Origin of the sequence: Tepidimonas taiwanensis (assembly GCF_020162115.1) — a bacterium.
GTDB classification, from domain to species: domain Bacteria; phylum Pseudomonadota; class Gammaproteobacteria; order Burkholderiales; family Burkholderiaceae_C; genus Tepidimonas; species Tepidimonas taiwanensis.
The window spans coordinates 44241-62907 of sequence record NZ_CP083911.1 but is presented as its reverse complement, the minus strand read 5'-3'; the positions used below and the strand labels follow the sequence as shown (position 1 = coordinate 62907).

Annotated in this window: 24 protein-coding genes and 2 pseudogenes; 10 read left to right on the top strand and 16 right to left on the bottom strand. The window is 69.4% G+C overall.

All coding sequences use genetic code 11. From position 1 onward, the window contains the following. Positions 1-111 precede the first annotated feature (111 nt). Both LCC91_RS00335 and LCC91_RS00330 read left to right on the top strand, forming a co-directional pair. Positions 112-657 carry a phasin family protein gene (locus LCC91_RS00335; protein ID WP_043700722.1) on the top strand — a complete coding sequence of 182 codons (546 nt, stop codon included), beginning with the start codon at positions 112-114 and terminating at the stop codon, positions 655-657. A 192-nt stretch (positions 658-849) separates the two neighbouring features. Then, positions 850-1701, top strand: coding sequence for a 3-hydroxybutyryl-CoA dehydrogenase (locus LCC91_RS00330; protein WP_043700720.1), 852 nt, complete (start codon positions 850-852; stop codon positions 1699-1701). A gap of 1 nt (position 1702) precedes the next feature. Here LCC91_RS00330 and moaC read toward each other — a convergent pair whose 3' ends face one another. Then, complete coding sequence (gene moaC / locus LCC91_RS00325) at positions 1703-2200, bottom strand: cyclic pyranopterin monophosphate synthase MoaC (RefSeq protein WP_043700717.1); 498 nt, start codon at positions 2198-2200, stop codon at positions 1703-1705. A gap of 80 nt (positions 2201-2280) precedes the next feature. Between moaC and LCC91_RS00320 the strand changes: the two genes are divergently transcribed. Both LCC91_RS00320 and LCC91_RS00315 read left to right on the top strand, forming a co-directional pair. Beyond that, on the top strand, positions 2281-3930 hold the full coding sequence (locus tag LCC91_RS00320; protein WP_143897653.1) for a M48 family metalloprotease: 1650 nt from the start codon (positions 2281-2283) through the stop codon (positions 3928-3930). Positions 3931-4029: 99 nt separating this feature from the next. Further along, entirely contained in the window at positions 4030-4458 is a 429-nt protein-coding gene (locus LCC91_RS00315; RefSeq protein ID WP_043700714.1) for a DUF3717 domain-containing protein, read from the top strand. On the opposite strand, the gene purB is transcribed toward LCC91_RS00315, so the two are convergent. Beyond that, entirely contained in the window at positions 4455-5924 is a 1470-nt protein-coding gene (purB, locus tag LCC91_RS00310; RefSeq protein WP_052231550.1) for an adenylosuccinate lyase, read from the bottom strand. The two genes, LCC91_RS00315 and purB, sit on opposite strands and share 4 nt — an antisense overlap. A 117-nt stretch (positions 5925-6041) precedes the next feature. Here purB and LCC91_RS00305 point away from each other — a divergent pair, with 117 nt between their 5' ends. Continuing rightward, positions 6042-6668, top strand: coding sequence for a glutathione S-transferase N-terminal domain-containing protein (locus LCC91_RS00305; protein WP_043700711.1), 627 nt, complete (start codon positions 6042-6044; stop codon positions 6666-6668). Positions 6669-6953: 285 nt separating this feature from the next. On the opposite strand, the gene LCC91_RS13825 is transcribed toward LCC91_RS00305, so the two are convergent. From LCC91_RS13825 to LCC91_RS00290, 3 genes are read right to left on the bottom strand one after another with little or no spacing between them, the layout of a single operon-like run. Beyond that, the gene (locus tag LCC91_RS13825; protein ID WP_043700709.1) at positions 6954-8330 is read right to left on the bottom strand and encodes a sensor histidine kinase; all 1377 of its coding nucleotides are present in this window, start codon (positions 8328-8330) and stop codon (positions 6954-6956) included. Continuing rightward, positions 8327-8998: a response regulator gene (locus LCC91_RS00295; protein ID WP_043700708.1), complete on the bottom strand. Its 672-nt coding sequence runs from the start codon at positions 8996-8998 to the stop codon at positions 8327-8329. Before LCC91_RS00295 ends, LCC91_RS13825 begins: the two co-directional genes overlap by 4 nt. Continuing rightward, entirely contained in the window at positions 8995-9351 is a 357-nt protein-coding gene (locus LCC91_RS00290; protein ID WP_082007562.1) for a PepSY domain-containing protein, read from the bottom strand. The genes LCC91_RS00295 and LCC91_RS00290 overlap by 4 nt, the downstream gene beginning before the upstream one ends. A gap of 170 nt (positions 9352-9521) precedes the next feature. Here LCC91_RS00290 and LCC91_RS00285 point away from each other — a divergent pair, with 170 nt between their 5' ends. Then, the gene (locus LCC91_RS00285; RefSeq protein ID WP_082007569.1) at positions 9522-9788 is read left to right on the top strand and encodes a PepSY domain-containing protein; all 267 of its coding nucleotides are present in this window, start codon (positions 9522-9524) and stop codon (positions 9786-9788) included. 18 nt (positions 9789-9806) lie between these two features. Beyond that, positions 9807-10334 (top strand): cytochrome b/b6 domain-containing protein, encoded by a 528-nt coding sequence (locus LCC91_RS00280; RefSeq protein WP_043700705.1) that lies wholly within the window; start codon positions 9807-9809, stop codon positions 10332-10334. Positions 10335-10364: 30 nt separating this feature from the next. Here LCC91_RS00280 and arsB read toward each other — a convergent pair whose 3' ends face one another. The 5 genes from arsB to LCC91_RS00255 form a co-directional block, all read right to left on the bottom strand. Then, entirely contained in the window at positions 10365-11432 is a 1068-nt protein-coding gene (gene arsB / locus LCC91_RS00275; protein WP_043700703.1) for an ACR3 family arsenite efflux transporter, read from the bottom strand. Then, positions 11429-11932 carry an arsenate reductase ArsC gene (locus LCC91_RS00270; protein WP_043700700.1) on the bottom strand — a complete coding sequence of 168 codons (504 nt, stop codon included), beginning with the start codon at positions 11930-11932 and terminating at the stop codon, positions 11429-11431. The genes arsB and LCC91_RS00270 overlap by 4 nt, the downstream gene beginning before the upstream one ends. A gap of 21 nt (positions 11933-11953) precedes the next feature. Then, the gene (locus LCC91_RS00265) at positions 11954-12559 is read right to left on the bottom strand and encodes an ArsI/CadI family heavy metal resistance metalloenzyme (protein WP_082007561.1); all 606 of its coding nucleotides are present in this window, start codon (positions 12557-12559) and stop codon (positions 11954-11956) included. Between the two features lie 31 nt (positions 12560-12590). Next, on the bottom strand, positions 12591-12923 hold the full coding sequence (locus tag LCC91_RS00260) for an ArsR/SmtB family transcription factor (RefSeq protein ID WP_043700699.1): 333 nt from the start codon (positions 12921-12923) through the stop codon (positions 12591-12593). Between the two features lie 94 nt (positions 12924-13017). Next, the gene (locus LCC91_RS00255) at positions 13018-13509 is read right to left on the bottom strand and encodes a hypothetical protein (protein ID WP_143897651.1); all 492 of its coding nucleotides are present in this window, start codon (positions 13507-13509) and stop codon (positions 13018-13020) included. A 97-nt stretch (positions 13510-13606) separates the two neighbouring features. On the opposite strand from LCC91_RS00255, the gene LCC91_RS00250 reads away from it, so the two are divergent. Both LCC91_RS00250 and LCC91_RS00245 read left to right on the top strand, forming a co-directional pair. Continuing rightward, positions 13607-13978 (top strand): hypothetical protein, encoded by a 372-nt coding sequence (locus LCC91_RS00250; protein WP_224440970.1) that lies wholly within the window; start codon positions 13607-13609, stop codon positions 13976-13978. A 19-nt stretch (positions 13979-13997) separates the two neighbouring features. Continuing rightward, entirely contained in the window at positions 13998-14171 is a 174-nt protein-coding gene (locus tag LCC91_RS00245; RefSeq protein WP_224441090.1) for a hypothetical protein, read from the top strand. Here LCC91_RS00245 and LCC91_RS00240 read toward each other — a convergent pair. Together LCC91_RS00240 and LCC91_RS00235 are read right to left on the bottom strand one after the other, a co-directional pair. Continuing rightward, a pseudogene (locus LCC91_RS00240) lies at positions 14108-14413 on the bottom strand (ATP-binding protein); the annotation flags it as partial. The gene LCC91_RS00245 and the pseudogene LCC91_RS00240 sit on opposite strands and share 64 nt — an antisense overlap. Before the next feature lie 192 nt (positions 14414-14605). Next, entirely contained in the window at positions 14606-14995 is a 390-nt protein-coding gene (locus LCC91_RS00235; protein WP_043700693.1) for a hypothetical protein, read from the bottom strand. On the opposite strand from LCC91_RS00235, the gene LCC91_RS00230 reads away from it, so the two are divergent. Beyond that, entirely contained in the window at positions 14978-15880 is a 903-nt protein-coding gene (locus LCC91_RS00230) for a helix-turn-helix domain-containing protein (protein WP_224440969.1), read from the top strand. The genes LCC91_RS00235 and LCC91_RS00230 overlap by 18 nt on opposite strands. Before the next feature lie 10 nt (positions 15881-15890). On the opposite strand, the gene LCC91_RS00225 is transcribed toward LCC91_RS00230, so the two are convergent. The 4 genes and pseudogenes from LCC91_RS00225 to LCC91_RS00210 form a co-directional block, all read right to left on the bottom strand. Beyond that, the gene (locus LCC91_RS00225; RefSeq protein ID WP_058616750.1) at positions 15891-16349 is read right to left on the bottom strand and encodes a GNAT family N-acetyltransferase; all 459 of its coding nucleotides are present in this window, start codon (positions 16347-16349) and stop codon (positions 15891-15893) included. Beyond that, entirely contained in the window at positions 16346-16783 is a 438-nt protein-coding gene (locus LCC91_RS00220) for a GyrI-like domain-containing protein (protein ID WP_043700691.1), read from the bottom strand. Before LCC91_RS00220 ends, LCC91_RS00225 begins: the two co-directional genes overlap by 4 nt. Positions 16784-16812: 29 nt before the next feature. Further along, the gene (locus tag LCC91_RS00215) at positions 16813-17589 is read right to left on the bottom strand and encodes a CPBP family glutamic-type intramembrane protease (RefSeq protein WP_043700795.1); all 777 of its coding nucleotides are present in this window, start codon (positions 17587-17589) and stop codon (positions 16813-16815) included. Between the two features lie 71 nt (positions 17590-17660). Next, positions 17661-18619 (bottom strand): annotated as a pseudogene (locus tag LCC91_RS00210) (IS3 family transposase). Between the last annotated feature and the right edge of the window lie 48 nt (positions 18620-18667).

Below are 18667 nucleotides of genomic sequence, written 5' to 3'. Positions count from 1 at the left end.
TTGCAGCGCAGCATAAATCGATCGGTGTCACTTCCGGCAAGGACGGCTCTGACCTGAGGTTGCGCCCAACGGCCTGTTGCCCTTCCACCCACTCGACCAAGGAGTCCCGCCATGATGACCATCGACCACATCGTCACCGCCCACAAGAAGAACGTGGCCACCGCGTTCGACCTCAGCGAAAAGGCGCTCGCCGGCGTCGAAAAGCTCGTCGAACTCAACCTGCAAACCGCCAAGACGCTGCTGGCCGAAACCGCCGAGCAGACCCAGGCGGCCCTGAGCGTCAAGGACATGCAGGACCTGGTCGCGCTGCACAACGCGATGCTGCAACCGATGGGCGAAAAGATCGCCAGCTACAGCCGCCACGTCTATGACATCGCCTCCGCGCTGAGCGCCGAGTTCGCGAAGGTCGCCGAAGCCCAGGCAGCCGAAGCGCAAAAGCAGTTCGTCAGCGCGCTCGACAGCGCCGTCAAGAACGCCCCGCAGGGCACCGAGCCGGCCGTGGCCGCGATGAAGACCGCCGTCTCCACGGCAGCCGCCGCGATGGAATCGGTGCAAAAGGCCGTCAAGCAGGCCACCGAACTGGCCGAGGCCAACCTGAAGGCCGTTGCGACCACCGCCGCCAACGCCACCAAGCCCCCGCGCGCGGCCAAGGCCTGACGCCCGTTTGAGGAAATCACGGTTGCCGCGCCGCGACTGGCGCGGTCCGCGGGACCTCGGCGGCGCACCCGTCCCGTGCACACGCCGCGCATACACGACACCCCGCCGCCCCCGGGCCGCGGGGTGTATCGTTTGCGGCACCGCATAATCGGTGGCTGTTCTTCCCTCAATCGCATCAGAGGAGTTCGACACATGGCCATCGACACCGTCGGCATCATCGGCGCCGGCACCATGGGCAACGGCATCGCACAGGTGTGTGCGACCAGCGGCCTCAACGTCGTGATGATCGACATCCACGACGCCGCGTTGCAAAAGGGTCTCGCCACCATTCGGGGCAGCCTGGAGCGCCTGCTCAAGAAGGAAAAAATCTCCGCCGCCGAGCGCGACGCGGCGCTGGCGCGCATACGCACCTCGACGTCCTACGACGACGTCAAGGGTGCGCAGCTCGTCATCGAAGCCGCCACCGAAAACCTCGAGCTCAAGCTCAAGATCCTGCGCCAGCTCGACGCGCTGCTCCCGCCCGAGACGATCGTCGCCACCAACACCAGCTCGATCAGCATCACGCAGCTCGCTGCCGTCACCGGCCGCGCGGACCGCTTCATCGGCATGCACTTCTTCAACCCGGTGCCGGTGATGGCGCTGGTGGAGATCATCCGCGGCCTGCAAACCAGCGACGCTACGCACGACGCGGTGCGCGACCTCGCGCTGCGCCTGGGCAAGACCCCGATCACGGTCAAGAACTCGCCCGGCTTCGTCGTCAACCGCATCCTCGTGCCGATGATCAACGAGGCTTTCTTCGTCCTCGCCGAAGGGCTGGCGAGCCCCGAGGACATCGACGCCGGCATGAAGCTGGGCTGCAACCACCCGATCGGGCCGCTGGCGCTCGCCGACATGATCGGGCTGGACGTGTGCCTGGCGGTGATGAACGTGTACTTCGCCGAGTTCAACGACAGCAAGTACCGCCCCTGCCCGCTGCTCAAGGAAATGGTGGCGGCCGGCTACCTGGGCCGCAAGACCGGGCGCGGCGTCTACACCTACGCCTGACTCACGCCCGCTCGTCAGCGCCGGGGGCGATGAAGTGCCCCGACTTGCCCCCGCGCTTTTCGAGCAGCCGCACGTCCGTGATGACCATCGCGCGGTCGGCGGCCTTGCACATGTCGTAGATCGTCAACAGCGCGACCTGCGCGGCGGTCAGTGCCTCCATCTCCACCCCGGTGGGTCCGACGGTTTCGGCCGTCGCCCGCACGCGCACGGCCGGCCCGTCGGGCTCGATGGCAAAGTCCAGTGCCACGCGCGTCAGGGCGATCGGGTGGCACAGCGGGATCAGCTCGCTGGTGCGCTTGGCGGCCATGATGCCCGCGATGCGCGCCACGCCGAGCACGTCGCCCTTCTTCGCCGTGCCCTGCTCGATCAGGGCCAGCGTCGCCGGCTGCATGCGGATGCGCCCCTGCGCCACCGCAACGCGGTGGGTGTCGGCCTTGGCCCCCACATCGACCATGTGAGCTTGACCGTGGGCATCGAAGTGGGTCAGGGGTGACGTCATCGCACAGCGCCTCGGAAAAAATCGACCAACTGGAACCACCGCGGCGGGAATGTTCGCCGCACAGGCGGCATCATACGGGCATGCGTTCCCGCCCACCCCTGACACCCGACCCTACGTCCGACGACGGCGCGCCCCTACGCGGGGCGGCGCTGCGCTGCAGCCGGCGCCACTGGCTCGCCGGTGCGCTGCGCGGCGCCTTCGCCGGGGCCACCGCCACGGCGCTGTTGCCGTGGCTGGCGGCGCAGCCGTCGCCCGCCCGGGCGGCGACCGACCTGCCCGCGCTCGGCGACGGGGGGGAGCTTACGCTGTCGGAAGAGCGACGCCTGGGCGACCAGATCGCGCGCGCCATCTACCGCGACCCGGCGTATCTGGACGACGCGCCGCTGGCCGACCACCTGAACGCGATCTGGCAGCCGCTGTTTGCGGCCGCGCGCCGGCGCGGCGAGCTCGCCGACGAGCTGGCCGAGCGCTACGCGTGGCGGCTGCTGCTCGCGCGCGACCGCACCGTCAATGCGTTTGCCCTGCCCGGGGGCTACCTCGGCGTGCACCTGGGCCTGATCGGTGTCACCGGCAGCGCCGACGAACTGGCCTCGGTGCTCGCCCACGAACTCAGTCACGTGACGCAGCGCCACATCGCGCGCCTCATCAGCCGGCAGAACCAGCAGGCCCCGCTCGTGCTGGCGGCGATGATCCTGGGCGCGCTGGCCGCCAGCGCCGCGCGCAACGCCGACATCGCCAGCGCCGCCATCGCCGGGGGGCAGGCGCTCGCCGTGCAAAGCCAGCTCAACTTCTCGCGCGACATGGAGCGCGAGGCCGACCGCATCGGACTGGCCGTGCTGCAGGCCGCCGGCTTCGATGGCCAGGGGTTCCTCGGCATGTTCGACCGGCTGCAGCAGTCGGCCCGCCTCAACGACGACGGGGGCTTCCCGTACCTGCGCAGCCACCCGCTGACCACCGAGCGCATCGCGGACATGCGCGCGCGCCTGCCGCTGGCCGGTGCGCCCGCGGACCGGACGACGCCCGCGGTGCCGGTGTCCGCCACCGCACACGCGTTCATGGCGGCGCGTGCGCGCGTGCTGGCCGAGCCCGCCCCGGATCGCCTGCAGGCGCACGTGCGCGCGGGCCGCGGCGGTGCCGACGCGGGCCGGCGCTACGCGCGGGCGCTGGCCGCCGCGTGGCTGCGGGACGTGGACGAGGCGCTGGCAGCGCTGGAGACGGTGCGTGACGCGGCGGATGACGCGGCCGCCGGGCGCGCCGCGGACGCGCTGCGGCTGGAGGTGCTGTGGATGCTGCACGGCGAGGCACGATTGCCTCGTGAGCAGCGTGAGGCGTTGGCGCCGCTGGCGCAGCGCGCCGCGCACGACGGCGGTCGCGCCGGCCTGCTGCTCGCGGCGCAGGCGGCCGGGGGCCTGCCGCCACCGGTGCGCGACGGCATCGGCCAGCGGCTGCTGGCCTGGTGCGTCGCCCATCCGGACGACCCCGGTGCCTGGGGGACGCTGGCGCGCGTGCAGCACGCGCAGGGCCAACCGGTGCGCGCCACGCGCGCGGAGGGCGAGGCACGGCTCGCCCAGCTCGATTACGCCGGCGCGCTGGACCGCTTCCGCGCCGCGCAGCGGCTCGCGCGCGAGCAGGGGCTCAACGACCTGCAGGAGCTGTCGGTGCTCGACGCGCGCGCGCGCCACGCCGAGACGCTGTTGCGCGAGCAGCTCGCCGAGGCGCAGCGGCGCTGATGCCCCTGCGGCACGCACAACCCGGGGCGGGCGGCTAAGATCACGCCCCCGTCCCGATCCACGGTTTGCTCTTGTCCGATTGACCCCCCGCTTCTTCGCATGGCCGGCATCCACATCACCGACATCGAAGCCGCGATCAACTTCTGGCGCGCGCGCCAGCCCTCGCCCGACGGCGTCACGCTGAGTGCGCCGGTGCGCGCGCTCGCCGAGGTGTACGCGCTGATGGTGTACTTCCGCACCGACGAGGCGGACGAACACACGATGCCGCGCGCCGCCTGGGAGGCTTGGCGCGCGTGGTACGACACCACGCCCGACACGCCCTGCATCGCGATCTGCTCCACCAACCAGGGCGACGCGGTGTGCAAGGGCTGCGGCCGCACGCACGACGAGGTCACGCGCTGGCCCGCGATGACCCCGGGCGAGAAGCGCGCCGTCTGGCGCCGCATCACGCTGGAGGGCAACGCCTGGCGCTTCCACCAGTACGCCGAGCGCGCGGTGGAGCGACAGACCGCGGCTGAAGGGGGCTAGATCCGGCGCGCCAGTGCCTCGGCCAGCCCGGTGTACTGTGCCGGCGTCAGCGCCAGCAGCCGCGCCTTGTCCGCCGCGGGAATGTCCAGCGACGCAATCAGCGCGTGCAGCGCCTCGGGCGTGACGGTCTGCCCGCGGGTGGCGGCCTTGAGCTTTTCGTACGCGCCGGGCACGCCGTGCAGCCGCATCACGGTCTGGATCGGCTCGGCCAGCACTTCCCACGCCGCGTTCAAGTCCGCCGCCAGCGCCTCCGGGTTGAGCTCCAGCTTGGCCAGCCCGGTCAGCAGCGACTGATGCGCCAGCACCGCGTAGCCCAGCGCCACGCCCATGTTGCGCAGCACCGTGGAGTCGGTCAGGTCGCGCTGCCAGCGGCTGATCGGCAGCTTCTCCGACAGGTGACGCAGCAGCGCGTTGGCCAGCCCCAGGTTGCCCTCGGCGTTCTCGAAGTCGATCGGGTTGACCTTGTGCGGCATCGTGCTGGAGCCGATCTCGCCGGCCTTGAGCTTCTGCTTGAAGTAGCCCAGGCTGATATAGCCCCAGACGTCGCGCGCGAGGTCGACGAGGATGGTGTTGCTGCGCGCCACCGCGTCGAACAGCTCGGCCATGTAGTCGTGCGGTTCGATCTGGATGCTGTACGGCTGGAACGTCAGCCCGAGACCGATGGGCACGTCGGGTGGTGTATCCGGCCCGGGCGCCGGCGTTTCGACGACGCCGCGGCTGAACGCCTCCCAGTCCACATCCGGACACGCGGCCACGTGCGCGTTGTAGTTGCCCACCGCGCCGTTCATCTTGGCCAGCAGCCGCACGGCCGCGATGCGCTCGCGCGCCGCCTGCAGCCGCGCCACGACGTTGGCCAGCTCCTTGCCCACCGTCGTGGGGCTGGCGGTCTGGCCATGCGTGCGGCTCAGCATCGGCTGCGCGGCCCACGCGTGCGCCGCCTCGCGCAGCCGCGCGATGATCGCGTCCAGGCCCTGCAGCAGCACGGCCCGGCCGGCCTGCAGCTGCAGCGCATGGCTGGTGTTGTTGATGTCCTCGCTGGTGCAGGCAAAGTGCACGAACTCCCCGGCGCGCTGCAGCTCGGGCCAGCCGGCGAACACCCCGGGCACGCCCAGCTCGGCGTTGCCGCGGATCCAGTATTCCACCGCCTTGACGTCGTGGTTGGTGGTCTTCTCGATCGCCTTGATCGCGGCCGCATCGGCCGGTGAAAATTCGCGCACCACGCGCCGCAGGTGCGCGCGCGCGGCGCCGGAGAGCGGTGGAAACTGCGGCAGCCCCAGGTCACTCAGCCGCTCGAACCACGTCAGCTCCACCTGCACGCGCCGGTGCATGAAGCCGTATTCGCTGAAGATCGGGCGCAGCGCCGCGAGCTTGGGCGCGTAGCGACCGTCCAGCGGCGACAGGGCCGTGATGGCGGCATCGACGGCATCGGCGGCGTGTGCAAGAGAGGCGTCAGCGTGGGCTTGCATAGTGGCCCGATTGTAGGTGCGCCGGCATGCCCGCCGCCATGGCCCCGGCCGGCAGAATGCCCGCGGAATCCATACAATCGGCTCCCCGCCGCGCGAGCGGCGACCCGTAAAACCCCCATGAAACTCAAACTCATCGGCAGCCTCACCAGCCCTTACGTGCGCAAGGTCCGCATCGTCATGGCCGAAAAGAAGCTCGACTGCCAGTTCGAGCTGGCCGATCCGTGGGCGGCCGACACCCCCGTCACCGACGCCAACCCGCTGGGCAAGGTACCCTGCCTGGTCATGGAGGGGGGCGAGGCGGTCTACGACTCGCGCGTCATCGTCGAGTACCTGGACACACTCTCGCCGGTGGGCAAGCTGATCCCGCCCGCGGGACGCGAGCGTGCCGAGGTCAAGACGTGGGAGGCGCTGGCCGACGGGGTGCTCGACGCCGCCGTGACGGCGCGCATGGAACAGGTCTGGCCGCAGCGGGCCGACCACGAGCGCTGCCAGGCGTGGATCGACCGCCAGCTCGAGAAGGTGCAGCGCGGCCTCAAGGCGATGAGCCTGGGGCTCGGCGACCGGCCGCACTGCCACGGCATCCACCTGACGCTGGCCGACATCGCCGTGGGCGTGGCGCTGGGCTATCTGGACTTCCGCTTTCCCGCGATCGACTGGCGCGGCGCGTACCCCAACCTCGCGCGCCTGTACGAGCGGCTGGCGCAGCGGCCGAGCTTTGCCGAGACGGTGCCTCCTACCACGTGAGGCCCCACCACGTGAGGCACGCGCGTCGGCTTCGCCACGTTTCGCCCACCTCGTTGGGCAGCATGCCGCCCGAAGGAAGAAAAAGGTACCGCGAAGCACCCCCGAGACAACAGGAGGAGGGAGGGAGGAGGAGAACCGCCCCGGCGGGTTCACCGACCGACCCTTGCAACCACCGAGCCGGCCGGGCTTCGCGGTACACGTAAACCCGTTTGCTCCGTTGGAGGGGCCACGGCGGATAAAGTTCCCGCGCCCTGCACCACCGGACGACCGTTCGTCAGCGCACGCTCACCCCAGCGGCAGCGACAGACGGGTACACAACCCGCCCCACGCGCCCCGCTCCAGCCGCAGGTCCGCGCCATACAGCGCCGCCACCTCCCGCACGATATCCAGGCCGAGTCCGGCACCGGGCACCCGCTCGTCCGCGCGCACGCCGCGCTGGAGTACCTGCTGACACTGCTCAGCGCTCAACCCGGGGCCGTCATCCTCGACCTGGATGCACAGCCGCCCATCGGCCACGGCGATGTCGACCCGGACCCGCGTCGCCGCCCATTTGCAGGCGTTGTCGAGCAGGTTGCCCACCATCTCGCGCAAATCCTCGGCCTCGCCGGCGAAGGACGGCGTGTCCCCCGGCGGCACCTGCAGCGACAACGCCACCGACGGGCGCCCCTCGCGCGCCGCATGCACCTTTTCCATCAAGCGCAGCAGGCCCTGCACCACCGGCACCACCGGCGTGCGGCGCGCCGCCCCCGCCGCGGCAGCGGCACGCGCCCGACGCAATTGCCAGTCGACCTGCTGACGCATCGCACCAATCTGCTCCAGCAGTTGCTGCCGCAGCGCCGCGGGCGGCAGTTGCGCGTCCTCGGCCAGCGCGGTCATCACGGCCAGCGGGGTCTTGACCGCGTGCGCCAGGTTGCCCGCCATGCGGCGCGCGCGCTCGACCACCTGCGCATCGTGCGCGAGCAGCCGGTTGAAATCCTCCACCAGTGGCACCACCTCGCGCGGAAACGTGCCCTGCAGGTGGTCCTGCTCGCCCCGGCGCACCCGTTCCACCGCCGCGCGCAACGCCCGCAGCGGCCGCAACCCCAACTCGACCTGCACCGCCACCGCCAGCAGCAGCACGCCCCCCAGCCCCGCCAGCCCCCAGCCCAGCGCGCCGCGAAAAGCCGCCACCGCCGCGTCCAGCTCGCCCCGGTCGGCCGCTACCGCCACCCGCCAGCGCTGCGCGTGGCCCTCGAAGTGCACCGTGCGCTCCAACACGTGCAGTGTCTGGCCCGCCGGCCCCGGCAACACATGGCGGTGCACCGTGCGTTCGTCCAGCGCGTCCGCCGGCAGGATCAGCCGCTCGTCCCACAGCGAGCGCGACCGCAGCACCGGCTCCGCGCTCCCCTCCAGCGCCTGCACCTGCCAGTACAGGCCGCTGTAGGGGCGCTCCCAGCGCGGATCGGGCAAACGCCGCTCGAGCACCGGCCGACCGGCCGGGTCCAGCGTCAACAACGCCAGCACCTGCGTGAGTTGGTCGCCGAGCCGCTGGTCGAACTGCTGCATGACGTGCTGCTCGAACTGGCGCGCGATCCACCACCCCGCGATCGCCAGCGCGGCCGTGACGGCCAGCAGCGCCGCGCCCAACAGGCGCCAGCGCAGCGACGTGTGCCAGCGGCTCATCCCCGCGCGCTCCCGTCGGTCAGGCGATAGCCCAGGCCCCTCACCGTCTCGATGGCCCCCGGCGGCAGCTTGCGCCGCAGCCGCGCGATGAACACCTCGATCGTGTTGGAGTCGGGCTCCGCGTCGCCCGCGTAGAGGTGCTCGGCCAGCTCGGTGCGGGCCACCACCTGCCCCGCATGGTGCAGCAGGTAGCTCAGCAGGCGCAGCTCCTGCGCGGTCAGGGTGAGCGGCCGCCCCGCGACACTGGCGCGTTGTGTGCGCGTGTCCAGCGTCACGTCGCCGCACGACAACACCGGCGCCGCCAGCCCGTGGGCGCGCCGGATCAGCGCGCGCAGCCGCGCGAGCAGCTCCTCGCCGTGGAACGGTTTGGTCAGGTAATCGTCGGCGCCGGCGTCGATGCCGGCCACCTTGTCGTGCCACGCATCGCGCGCGGTCAGGATCAGCACCGGCGTGCGCACCCCTTCGGCGCGCCAACGCTGCAGCACGCTCAGGCCGTCGAGCTGCGGCAGGCCGAGATCGAGCACGATCACGTCGTAGGGCTCGACACCGCCCTGGAACCACGCCCGCCGCCCGTCGGCGACCACGTCCACGACGTAGCCAGCGCGCTGCAGCGTCTGCTGCAGCGCGTGCGCCAGCGCCGGTTCGTCCTCCACCAGCAGCACCCTCATCGCACCCCCCGACGCTCCCGCGACGGCTTGACCTTGCGCTGTAGCACCGTCGCGTCGCGCGCGTCCACGTACCACTCGACGATCCGCCCGTCGGGCTGCAACAGCTTGAACTCATAGGTCCAGCGGCCGTGCTCGCGCTCCAGTTCCACGGCGATCATCTCACCCTCGAGTTGCGGCTGCACCCGCTGCAGGATCTCCGCCAGCGGCCGGATCTCGCCGGCCAGCAGCGCGGCGCGCGCGCGCTCGTGATCCTGCGGTCCGTCGGCCACCGCGGACACCGCCGCCACGAGCGCCAGCCCGGCAGCGATGGCGACCGATCGGCACGACCCGTGAAAGCCGTTGCGCATGGCCATCGTCCGTTTGAATGCCGTTGCAGAGGGCGCCATCATGCCCCAACCCGGCTGAACGCAGGCTGAACGCGCGCTGCGCGCGGCGTTCATGCCGCGTTCACGCACCCGGCGCCACACTGCGCCCCGTGAGCCCTCCGGCTCGCGTTTCCCCACCCATTTGTCTGGAGATGATCATGCGACTGACCCCCTTCATGTTGATGACCGCGTTGATGACGACCGCCGGCGTCGCGCTCGCCGGCCCCAAGTGCGACGCCCCCAAGGAGAAGTGGATGAAGGAAGCCGACTTTCGCGCAATGGTCGAAAAGCAGGGCTACCGCATCAAGACCTTCAAGGTGAGCTCCGGCCAGTGCTACGAGATCTACGGCCACGACGCCAAGGGCAAGAAGGTCGAGATCTATTTCGACCCCGCCACCGGCAGCGAAGTCCAGCGCAAGGATTGACCCCCGCAGGAGCCGGCCATGCAGCGCCCCACCGCCGTGTATGTCTGGGATCCGTTCGTGCGGATCTTCCACTGGTCGCTCGTGACCTGTGTGCTGCTCAACCAGTTCGTGCTGGAGGAAGGCGAAACCGCCCACGAGTGGACCGGCTACGTCGCGGCCGCTTTGGTGGTGGCTCGGCTGCTGTGGGGGCTGGTGGGCACGCGCCACGCGCGTTTTGCCGACTGGTGGCCCACCCCGACGCGCGTGCGCCGGCACGTGCACGCGCTGCTGCGCGGGCAGCCCGACGACCACCCTGGCCACAACCCGCTGGGCGCCATCGCGATGCTGGTGCTGATGGGTCTCGTCCTCGCGCTGGCCTTTACCGGCTGGCTGCAGGGAACGGACGCCTTCTTCGGCGAGGAGTGGGTGGAGGAACTCCACGAGGGCCTGGCAAACACGCTGCTGGTCGTGGCGGGGCTGCACGCCGCCGCGGCGCTGGTCATGGGCCGGCTGCAGCGCGTCGGCCTGATCCGCGCGATGATCACCGGTGTCAAGGTCTACCGATGACGCGAGACGCGCTGAGACAGCCCGAGCGACTCAGCGCGCCTCGTACCACCCCTTGGTACGGTTGACGATCGCCACCACCGCCAGCATCACCGGCACCTCGATCAACACCCCGACGACCGTCGCCAGCGCCGCGCCGGAATCGAAGCCAAAGAGGCTGATCGCCGCGGCCACCGCCAGCTCGAAGAAGTTGGACGCCCCGATCAGGGCCGACGGACACGCCACCGCGTGCGACTCGCCCACCCAGCGGTTGAGTCCGTACGCCAGCCCCGCGTTGAACGCCACCTGGATCAGGATCGGCACCGCGAGCAACGCGATCACGAGCGGCTGGCGCAGGATCTGCTCGCCCTGAAACGCGAACAGCAGCACGAGCGTGGCCAGCAGCGCCGCGATCGACCACGGGCCGATGCGCTGCATCGCCGCGTCGAACGCCTCAGGCCCGCGCGCCAGCAGGCGCCGCCGCCACACCTGCGCCAGGATCACCGGCACGACGATGTACAAGCCCACCGACACCAGCAGCGTGTCCCACGGCACGGTGATCGCGGACAAGCCCAGCAAAAAACCGACGATGGGTGCGAACGCAAACACCATGATCGTGTCGTTGAGCGCCACTTGGGACAGAGTGAAGAGCGGATCGCCACCGCTCAAGCGGCTCCAGACGAACACCATCGCCGTGCACGGCGCGGCAGCCAGCAGTATCAGCCCCGCGACGTAACTGTCGAGCTGCTCCGCCGGCAGCCACGGGGCAAAGAGCTGCCGCACGAAGAGCCACGCCAGCAGCGCCATCGAAAACGGCTTGACCAGCCAGTTGACGAACAGCGTCACGCCCATGCCGCGCAGGTGCTGGCGCACCTGGCCCAGCGCGCCGAAGTCCACCTTGACCAGCATCGGGATGATCATCACCCAGATCAACAGCCCGACCGGCAGGTTGACCTGCGCGACCTCGAGCCGCGCCACGGCTTGAAATACGCCGGGCAGCCACTGCCCCAGCGCAATCCCCACCACGATGCAGATCGCCACCCACAGCGTCAGGTAACGCTCGAAGACGCTCATCGGCGCCCCCGCGGCCTGTTTGGCCGTCACCTCGCACTGCGCGCTCATACGCCTTCCTCCGCCAAAGTCCGCGCCAGCCGTTGCAGGCTCGCCATGTCCGCCGGGTCCGGGCAGCGCTGCACCAGCGCCTGCAGGCGGCGCGTGAGCGCGTCGCGCACGGCGCGGAACGCCTCGCGCTTGACCGCGTCAGGGGCATCCCCCGCGGACGGATCCGGATAGCCCCAGTGCGCCGTCGCGGGGTGCCCGGGCCAGACCGGACACACCTCGCCGGCGGCGTTGTCGCACACGGTGATGATCAGGTCCATCACCGGCGCGCCGGGCGCGGCAAAGACGTCCCACGATTTGCTGCGCAACCCCTCGGTGGGAATGCCCACCTCCCGCAACACCTCGAGCCCGAGCGGGTTGGGCTGCTGGTTCGGGCGCGGCTGGCTGCCGGCCGAGTGGGCGACGAAGCGCCCGCGCCCCAAGTGGTTCAACAGCGCCTCGGCCAGAATGCTGCGCGCCGAGTTGTGGGTGCACAAGAAGAGCACGTGGATCGGTGTGGCCATCCTCGAATCCCCCGCGCGCATTCAGCCGCAGCAGCGCGTGGCCGTCGCCGCCACCGCGGTCGCGCAACACCCGGCTGCCCGCGGCTCGGCCGCTGCGGGGCCGCCCGACGCGCTCGCCACCCCGGGCGCGCAGCATGACGCCTCGGTCGCCGGCGCAGGCGCACAGCTCGCGGATTCCGCCGTCCCCACCCGTGTCGTGCTCACCGCAGCCCCGGACGCCGGGGCGCAGCACGCCCCCGCGTCCGCGCCACCCTCGCGAAAGACCGGGATATCGGCGAGCGTGTGGAAATGCTCCCACGCGATGCCCTGCGGGTCCGTCACCCAGTGTTTCTCGCTGCGCGCGTAACAGCACGTCGTCGCGCCCTCGTCGAGCAGCGCCATGTCCGCCGCCTGCGCGCGGCGTTTGAGTTCGCCCAGCTCGGCCGCGTCGTCCACCTGAAAACCCAGGTGATCGACGCCCGGTGCGGCGCCGCGGGTCGAGATGGCAAAGTTCAGCCGCGGATCCTCGAGCATCCATTTCGCGTAGTCGGCTTCGACGCGCGTCGGCTCGGCACCGAACAGGCGGGAATAAAAGGCGATGCTCTGCGCGAGGTCGCGCACATGGACGTGAACGTGGAATCGTTTCATGGACAGGCTCCTGCGTCGGGGGACAACATCGTCAACGGCCGCCGCACCCCGCAGCGGCCACCGCGGCGGGTTGACACGATGTCCCCGCGCAACAGTTCTCGGTCAGATAGGCGAGCAGCGCCTCCATCGTGTGGAACGCCGCCCGGTAAATCAGATGCCGCCCCTGCCGCTGCTGCGTCACCAGCTGCGCGTGCAGCAGCTCCTTCAGATGGAAGGAAAGCGCACTGGGCGCGACCGCCAGCGCCTCTGCGAGCGCCCCAGCCGTCAGGCCGTCCGCGCCGGCCACCACCAGCGCGCGAAACGCCCGCAGCCGCACCGGCTGCGCGAGCGCGGCCAGGGCTCGAACGGCTGTCGTTTCTTCCATTCTTTCATGATACTATATTTCTTGATATGTTGAAATAACACGAATTGAACGCGCGGACCGGGAACTGGCGGGACACCTGCCGCCGACAGCAGCGTCAGACTTGATATTTCTGCCCGTAAGCCTCGGCCACTTTGGCACCGCGCACGTTCAGAATGATCGTGATTGCCAAGGCAACGAGCGGCTTGAACTGCTGGGGTTCAACCGCTTTCTCCATCCTCAGAGCCAACGACTCCCCCATCGGGCCGACGAGCTCGATCAACTCACGCACCGCCTGCGCACGCAGCGCAGCGAAGGTATTCGTCGCAGGCTCGCTGGAGGCAACCGGTCGCTCGGACGATGCTCGATCACCCTGCGGGGACGATATAGGGATGCCAGGGGACTCTGCTCCAGCGAGGGGCTCGATGTATCCGTCAGCGAGCAACTGTTCAAGTATGGTATCCGTGTCTGGCCCCAGCGCGCGCAGCGCTTCGATGTCGCGCTTTCCGTCGACCAGAATCAACACGCGCCGCTGCTTGGGCGTCAACTGCCGTGTCGTCCCCACCATTTCGGCGGTACCTTTGGATGTCTTTCGATAGATTTCAACCATCCGCCTGCCCCCATCGCTGTGCCTCGATTCAGTATAGACGACTGGCGTCGACCGCGAACTCCTTGATTACCCTTGCTACCCGTGACCGTTCAAATGCATGACAAAAAAACGGCATGACGAAAAAGACGGCCCCACCTGGTTCGATGTGAAGAGCCGCCTCGCCGACATGGACCGCGCGGCCCTCATCAAGCTGGTGCAGGACCTTTATCTGGCCAACAAGGATAACCAGGCCTTCCTGCACGCTCGCTTCCGTATGGGGGCCGACGTGTTGGAGCCGTACAAGGCCACGATCGATCGCTGGCTCTGGCCCGATGTCGTCAAGCACCAGGACACCTCGATCGCCAAGGCCAAGAAAGCGATCGCCGACTACAAAAAGGCCATTGGTCAACCCGAGGGCATGGCAGAGCTGATGGTGTTTTTTCTGCGAGCGGGCGGTCGGCTTTGGCAACGCGGTCGGGCTGCAGGATGAGCGGTATTTCGACGCCCTGGTGCGCATGTTCGATCAGGCCTGCCGGGCCATCGCCATCTTGCCCGAAGAACGCAAGCGCGAGCTATGGATGCGCCTGGATACCGTCCGACGCCTCGGCCACCACCTGGGCTATGGGGTGGGTGACGACATGGATGATCTGCTGAGGGAGCATGGGTTTGGCAGGCCGGGATGATTTCTCAACGACTCGCCTTTGAGGGCGATCTTGTGCGCGCCATGCACGATGCGATCGAGAATGGCATCGGCCAGCGTGGGCTCATCCAGCCAGGCGTGCCAGGCCGTCACCGGCAGCTGACTGGTGATGAGGGTGGAGCGTGCTCCCACGCGGTCGTCGAGCAACTCCAGCAAGTCGTTGCGCTCGTGCGCGGCAATCGGGGCGATGCCAAAGTCGTCCACAATGGGCAGATTCAGCCGCGCCAGCTATGCCAGCCGCTGGGCCATGACGTCGTCGAGCGCAAACTTGTCGTCAACAAGCGCGAGGCGGCCTTGGTGCGCGACATCGTCCGGCGCAACGCCAAACAGCGCCGGCTGCTGGGCTTCCCGGCGCTGGATCGTTGACGTTCAGCCGGCACGACGACCCGCCTCGCCACAGGATGAGATGCGAGCGCGTCAGCGCACGCGCCCGATGTCGCGATCGGCCTCGCTGCCTTCGAGCATCAAGGTGAGCTCCTCCACCCGTTCGAATCGGCCCTGATCGTCCAGGTGGGCGAACAGGTAGACCTCTTGTGTCACCACCGAGCCGCTGTGCTTGGTGACACGCACACGGTGGCGGCAAGCGTATCGATGGTCTTGGTGCAGTTCGTCCAGGACCTCGATCTGCGCGCTGCGCACCAGCTCGCGCAGCTTGCGCGCATGGGCTTCGAAACCCGCACGGTCGTCCCAGTGCCCATTGGTGCGTTGGCGGTAGCCGGGGCTGAAGTGGCGATCGAGCCAGGTGTGCAGCGGCACGTCGGGCCGATTGAGCAAGGTGTCGAGCACGGTGTGGATGGTGGCGATCATGAGCGGAACTCTGAAAAGTACGCGAAGCCCTCACTCTATGATCCGCTCGAGGATGAGGATGCTTCTTCGATGCCATTGGATGACGGTTTGACGCCAATCGTGGACGCGCCGCTGATCGAACCCGCGCAGGCCGATGCGGCCCAGGGACCGGACGTGCTGGCGGTGTGTCAACGCCAGTCCGCCCCCCGGCGGACGACATGGCATGCGCATGCGCGCGGCCAACTCGTCAGTGCGGACCGCGGCCTGCTGAGCGTGGACACCGGAGCGTTCCGGTCCCTCGTGCCGGCCGCCTACACCGTGTGGTTGCCGCCCGGCCTGGCCCATGCGGTGCAATCGCATGGGCCCTTCGAGGGCTGGAGTGCGTACATCGACCCCGCCGTTTGCGGGTCGCTGCCGGCCCAACCCGGCGTTTTTCATGCATCGGCACTGCTGCGCGCAGCCATCCATCGCCTGGCGGCCTGGACGTCAGGGCCGTGGACACCGCGTCAGACGCGGCTGGCAGCCGTGGTGCTCGATGAACTCGCGGCCATGACTCCCGCCCCATTGACGCTGCCGCTGCCGCGCGATGCGCGCTTGCGGCGGATCGCGCAGGCGCTGTCCGACGACCCTGGCTGCGAACGACGCTCGGATCAATGGGCCCGATGGGCCGGGCTGTCGCCGCGCACACTCAGCCGCCGTTTCGCACAGGAGACCGGCATGAGTTTCACCGCCTGGCGCACCTGCTTGCGGGTGTTGTGCGCTTTGCCTTGGCTGGCCGAGGGTGCGCCCGTCAAGCGCGTGGCCTGGGATCTGGGGTACAGCAGCGTCAGCGCCTTCATTGCCGCGTTCCGTCAGGTCATGGGCACGACGCCTGCGGCCTATCGCGCCACCGTGCAGCAGCGCTGAGGCGCTGCGCTCAGCGCCGCCAGGCGTAAGTCCAGAAGGGATCCTCGGGGCTCGGGGCGGACTGCCGCGTCCAACCCAGCGCATCGAAGAAAGCCTGTGCACCGGGGTTGTCCTCGGCCACATAGGCGCGCCAGTGGCGGCGCGCGTGCATCGCGGGCTGCGCGAGCAAGGCCTGCCAGGCGCGCCGGCCCCATCCCCGGCCGCGCTGCGACGGATCGACGGCGAAATCGCTGATCAGCCACGCCCCATGCTCGGGTTCGGGCACCAGGCCGATGACGGCCACCAGCGCCTGCGCTTTGCCAAGGGCCCATTGCTCACCCACCGGGTCGGCCATCACGTGGGCAAGCCAGTCGTCGTCCATCGGCCCCAGGTGCTGGTCCAGCAGCGGGTCGGCATACCACTGGCGATAAACCGGGAAATCCTGTGCCTCGAAGCGGCGCACCCACAACGAGGTGTGTTCGCTGTTCATTCGACGATCCCGATCTGGATCTCGATGCGGTTGTTGGGCGCATCGGGCCCATGCCAGACGTGGTAGACCTCGCGGCTGTCACCGCTGGCGCGCAGGCCGGCCTCGGCCATGGCGTGCAGCAGCGGCTGATAGCCGTGGCGGAAGAGATCACACAGCGGCCCCTCGTACACCCGCCGCGCACAGCGCAGCGCCGGCAGCATGGAAAGATCTGTGCCCGACACCGGCAGGCAGAAATCCAGATCGAAGGGCGTGTGCGCCTCCTGCGGCAGGCCGCGGGTGGCGAAGATCGGCGGGCCGTTGACCGTCAAGCCGCGCGCCTGCGCTTCGGCGTGCAAGTCGGCATAGGCCTGCGCGGCCTGGGTGCCGACGGCATCCAGGCTCAGGCGGTGCGAGCGGCGCAGCACAGTGACGGGGGCGGTGGTGTGAAGTTCCATCGGTCCTCCGGGTTCTGAAGTTCTGGAGGTCATCCGCCCAGCCCGGCCTGCAGCGCAGCCAGGGCCAGGTGGGTGGCGGCATGGGCGGCCATGGCGGCTTCCAGGTGGTGGCGGCAGAACAGCCACCCATAGACCACCCCGCCCAGCCCGTTGAGCAGCAGCGTGCGCGCCACCAGCATGGTATCCAGCTCGACCTGAGCCGCCAGGACCGGCAGATGCGCGGCCCCAAAGACCAGGGCCGACAGCGCCACGGCCAACCCGAGGGCCAGACGCGCATGCGCCGGACCAAAGACCCGCAGCAGCGTCCAGGCCAGCAGGCTCATCGCGCCCCAGCGGGCGATGACCTCCTCGGCCAGGCCACCGTAGAGCAGACCGACCACGAGGCGTGATCCGGCCATGTCGGGCGGGGCCTGCACGAGCGCTCGCCAGCCCTCGCTCCATGCAGGGCTCAACAGCCTGTCCACGACTTGTACGGCGATGCCAACGAAAAGTCCCCATCCCACACTGGCCGTCCACACCCTGGGCGGCTGGCGCGCCGGGGCGGTGCCGGCAAGCAGGCTGCGCAGACCCACCCGATGCGCCAGGGCCGCCCCGACCGCACTCGCGGCCATCACCAGCAGCAGCGGGTTCAGGGCCAGCACGGCGCGTTGCGCCCACGGCGGCAAGGCCGCCAGCTCGGGCGCGGTAGCCAGCAGCGCCGCCGGCGGGGCCTGCCCCATCAGGGCGATGATGCCCAAGAGCCCGACCGCCAGCACCGGCAAGGCGCGGCGCGACCAGGACGAGGGTGCAGGATCAGGGCGGCTCACAGACGGGCTCCGAAACAGCAAAACGACGGGGCCAGACGTTACCCCAGTTAGGTAGGGTTCTGGCCCGACACTCACGCGGTCTGTTGCCGCTGTGATTCCCGCCAGCGCTGCTCGTACTGCATCGGGCTGAGATAGCCCAGCGACGAGTGCAACCGGCGGTGATTGTAGAAAGCCAGCCAGTCCATCACGGCCTGCCGGACATGCTCGTGGGTCGCAAATCGCTGCCCATGCACGCTCGCTGTTTTCAAGCGGCCCCAGAAGCTCTCTGTCGGCGCATTGTGGCGAAACTCGCTTCGCTCGTTTTCCCAACAATTGCCTTTGCGACTCATCGAGGAGCGCATCCCCCACTCCTGCAAGGCCTGCTGAAACGCATGGCTGCAATACTGGCTGCCGCGGTCGCTGTGAAAGATCAGACCCGCTGCAGGCCGCCGACGCCACCACGCCATGGCCAGCGCGTCCTTCACCAGGCCCGCGTGCGTCTGCGGCTGCAGGCTCCAGCCCACCACCTGACGGCTGAAGAGGTCGATGACCACCGCCAGGTACAGCCAGCCCTCGTCGGTGTGGATGTCGGTGATGTCACCACACCAGAGCCGATCGGGCGCTGCGGGCTCGAAGCGCCGCTGCACCAGGTCAGGCGCCACCGGCAGGCCGTGGCCGCTGTCGGTGGTCACCACGAACTTGCGCTGGGTTTTGGCGCGAATGCCGTACTGCTGCATGCGCTTGCGCACCCGCTCTTTTCCCACCCGAATGCCGCGTGCGAGCAGCTCCTTGTGCATCCGCGGCCAGCCGTACTCCCCCTCGACCTCGGCGCGCAAGCGGGCAATCTCCATCTGATCGGGCGTGACCTTGTCCTCGCCGCCCTCGGCGCTCAACGCCCCTTTGGTCGCCAGCCGCACCCAGTTGCCCAGACTCGCCTTCGGTGTCCTAAGACCCGCGCCACCACGGCCGTGGGCTGGCCAGACCGCACCTGCCGCACCGCCTCCAGCTTGAATTCCCGCGTGTACTGCGCACGCACTCGCTTGTCTTTCATCTTCCAGAACTCCTTCCTCGTCGACATTTTCAACAAGGCTAAGAGCTC

What these genes read in the sequence shown, in the direction of transcription:
- LCC91_RS00295 (WP_043700708.1), bottom strand. Translation starts at nt 8,998, where the DNA reads ATGAGGGTGCTGCTGGTGGAGGACGAACCGGCGCTGGCGCACGCGCTG.
- arsB (WP_043700703.1), bottom strand. Translation starts at nt 11,432, where the DNA reads ATGAGCGCGCAGTGCGAGGTGACGGCCAAACAGGCCGCGGGGGCGCCG.
- LCC91_RS00220 (WP_043700691.1), bottom strand. Translation starts at nt 16,783, where the DNA reads ATGGAACTTCACACCACCGCCCCCGTCACTGTGCTGCGCCGCTCGCAC.
- LCC91_RS00330 (WP_043700720.1), top strand. Translation starts at nt 850, where the DNA reads ATGGCCATCGACACCGTCGGCATCATCGGCGCCGGCACCATGGGCAAC.
- LCC91_RS13825 (WP_043700709.1), bottom strand. Translation starts at nt 8,330, where the DNA reads ATGAGCCGCTGGCACACGTCGCTGCGCTGGCGCCTGTTGGGCGCGGCG.
- LCC91_RS00235 (WP_043700693.1), bottom strand. Translation starts at nt 14,995, where the DNA reads ATGATCGCCACCATCCACACCGTGCTCGACACCTTGCTCAATCGGCCC.
- LCC91_RS00250 (WP_224440970.1), top strand. Translation starts at nt 13,607, where the DNA reads ATGACAAAAAAACGGCATGACGAAAAAGACGGCCCCACCTGGTTCGAT.
- LCC91_RS00320 (WP_143897653.1), top strand. Translation starts at nt 2,281, where the DNA reads ATGCGTTCCCGCCCACCCCTGACACCCGACCCTACGTCCGACGACGGC.
- LCC91_RS00305 (WP_043700711.1), top strand. Translation starts at nt 6,042, where the DNA reads ATGAAACTCAAACTCATCGGCAGCCTCACCAGCCCTTACGTGCGCAAG.
- LCC91_RS00265 (WP_082007561.1), bottom strand. Translation starts at nt 12,559, where the DNA reads ATGAAACGATTCCACGTTCACGTCCATGTGCGCGACCTCGCGCAGAGC.
- LCC91_RS00335 (WP_043700722.1), top strand. Translation starts at nt 112, where the DNA reads ATGATGACCATCGACCACATCGTCACCGCCCACAAGAAGAACGTGGCC.
- LCC91_RS00225 (WP_058616750.1), bottom strand. Translation starts at nt 16,349, where the DNA reads ATGAACAGCGAACACACCTCGTTGTGGGTGCGCCGCTTCGAGGCACAG.
- moaC (WP_043700717.1), bottom strand. Translation starts at nt 2,200, where the DNA reads ATGACGTCACCCCTGACCCACTTCGATGCCCACGGTCAAGCTCACATG.
- LCC91_RS00285 (WP_082007569.1), top strand. Translation starts at nt 9,522, where the DNA reads ATGCGACTGACCCCCTTCATGTTGATGACCGCGTTGATGACGACCGCC.
- LCC91_RS00255 (WP_143897651.1), bottom strand. Translation starts at nt 13,509, where the DNA reads ATGGTTGAAATCTATCGAAAGACATCCAAAGGTACCGCCGAAATGGTG.
- LCC91_RS00280 (WP_043700705.1), top strand. Translation starts at nt 9,807, where the DNA reads ATGCAGCGCCCCACCGCCGTGTATGTCTGGGATCCGTTCGTGCGGATC.
- LCC91_RS00270 (WP_043700700.1), bottom strand. Translation starts at nt 11,932, where the DNA reads ATGGCCACACCGATCCACGTGCTCTTCTTGTGCACCCACAACTCGGCG.
- LCC91_RS00260 (WP_043700699.1), bottom strand. Translation starts at nt 12,923, where the DNA reads ATGGAAGAAACGACAGCCGTTCGAGCCCTGGCCGCGCTCGCGCAGCCG.
- purB (WP_052231550.1), bottom strand. Translation starts at nt 5,924, where the DNA reads ATGCAAGCCCACGCTGACGCCTCTCTTGCACACGCCGCCGATGCCGTC.
- LCC91_RS00315 (WP_043700714.1), top strand. Translation starts at nt 4,030, where the DNA reads ATGGCCGGCATCCACATCACCGACATCGAAGCCGCGATCAACTTCTGG.
- LCC91_RS00290 (WP_082007562.1), bottom strand. Translation starts at nt 9,351, where the DNA reads ATGGCCATGCGCAACGGCTTTCACGGGTCGTGCCGATCGGTCGCCATC.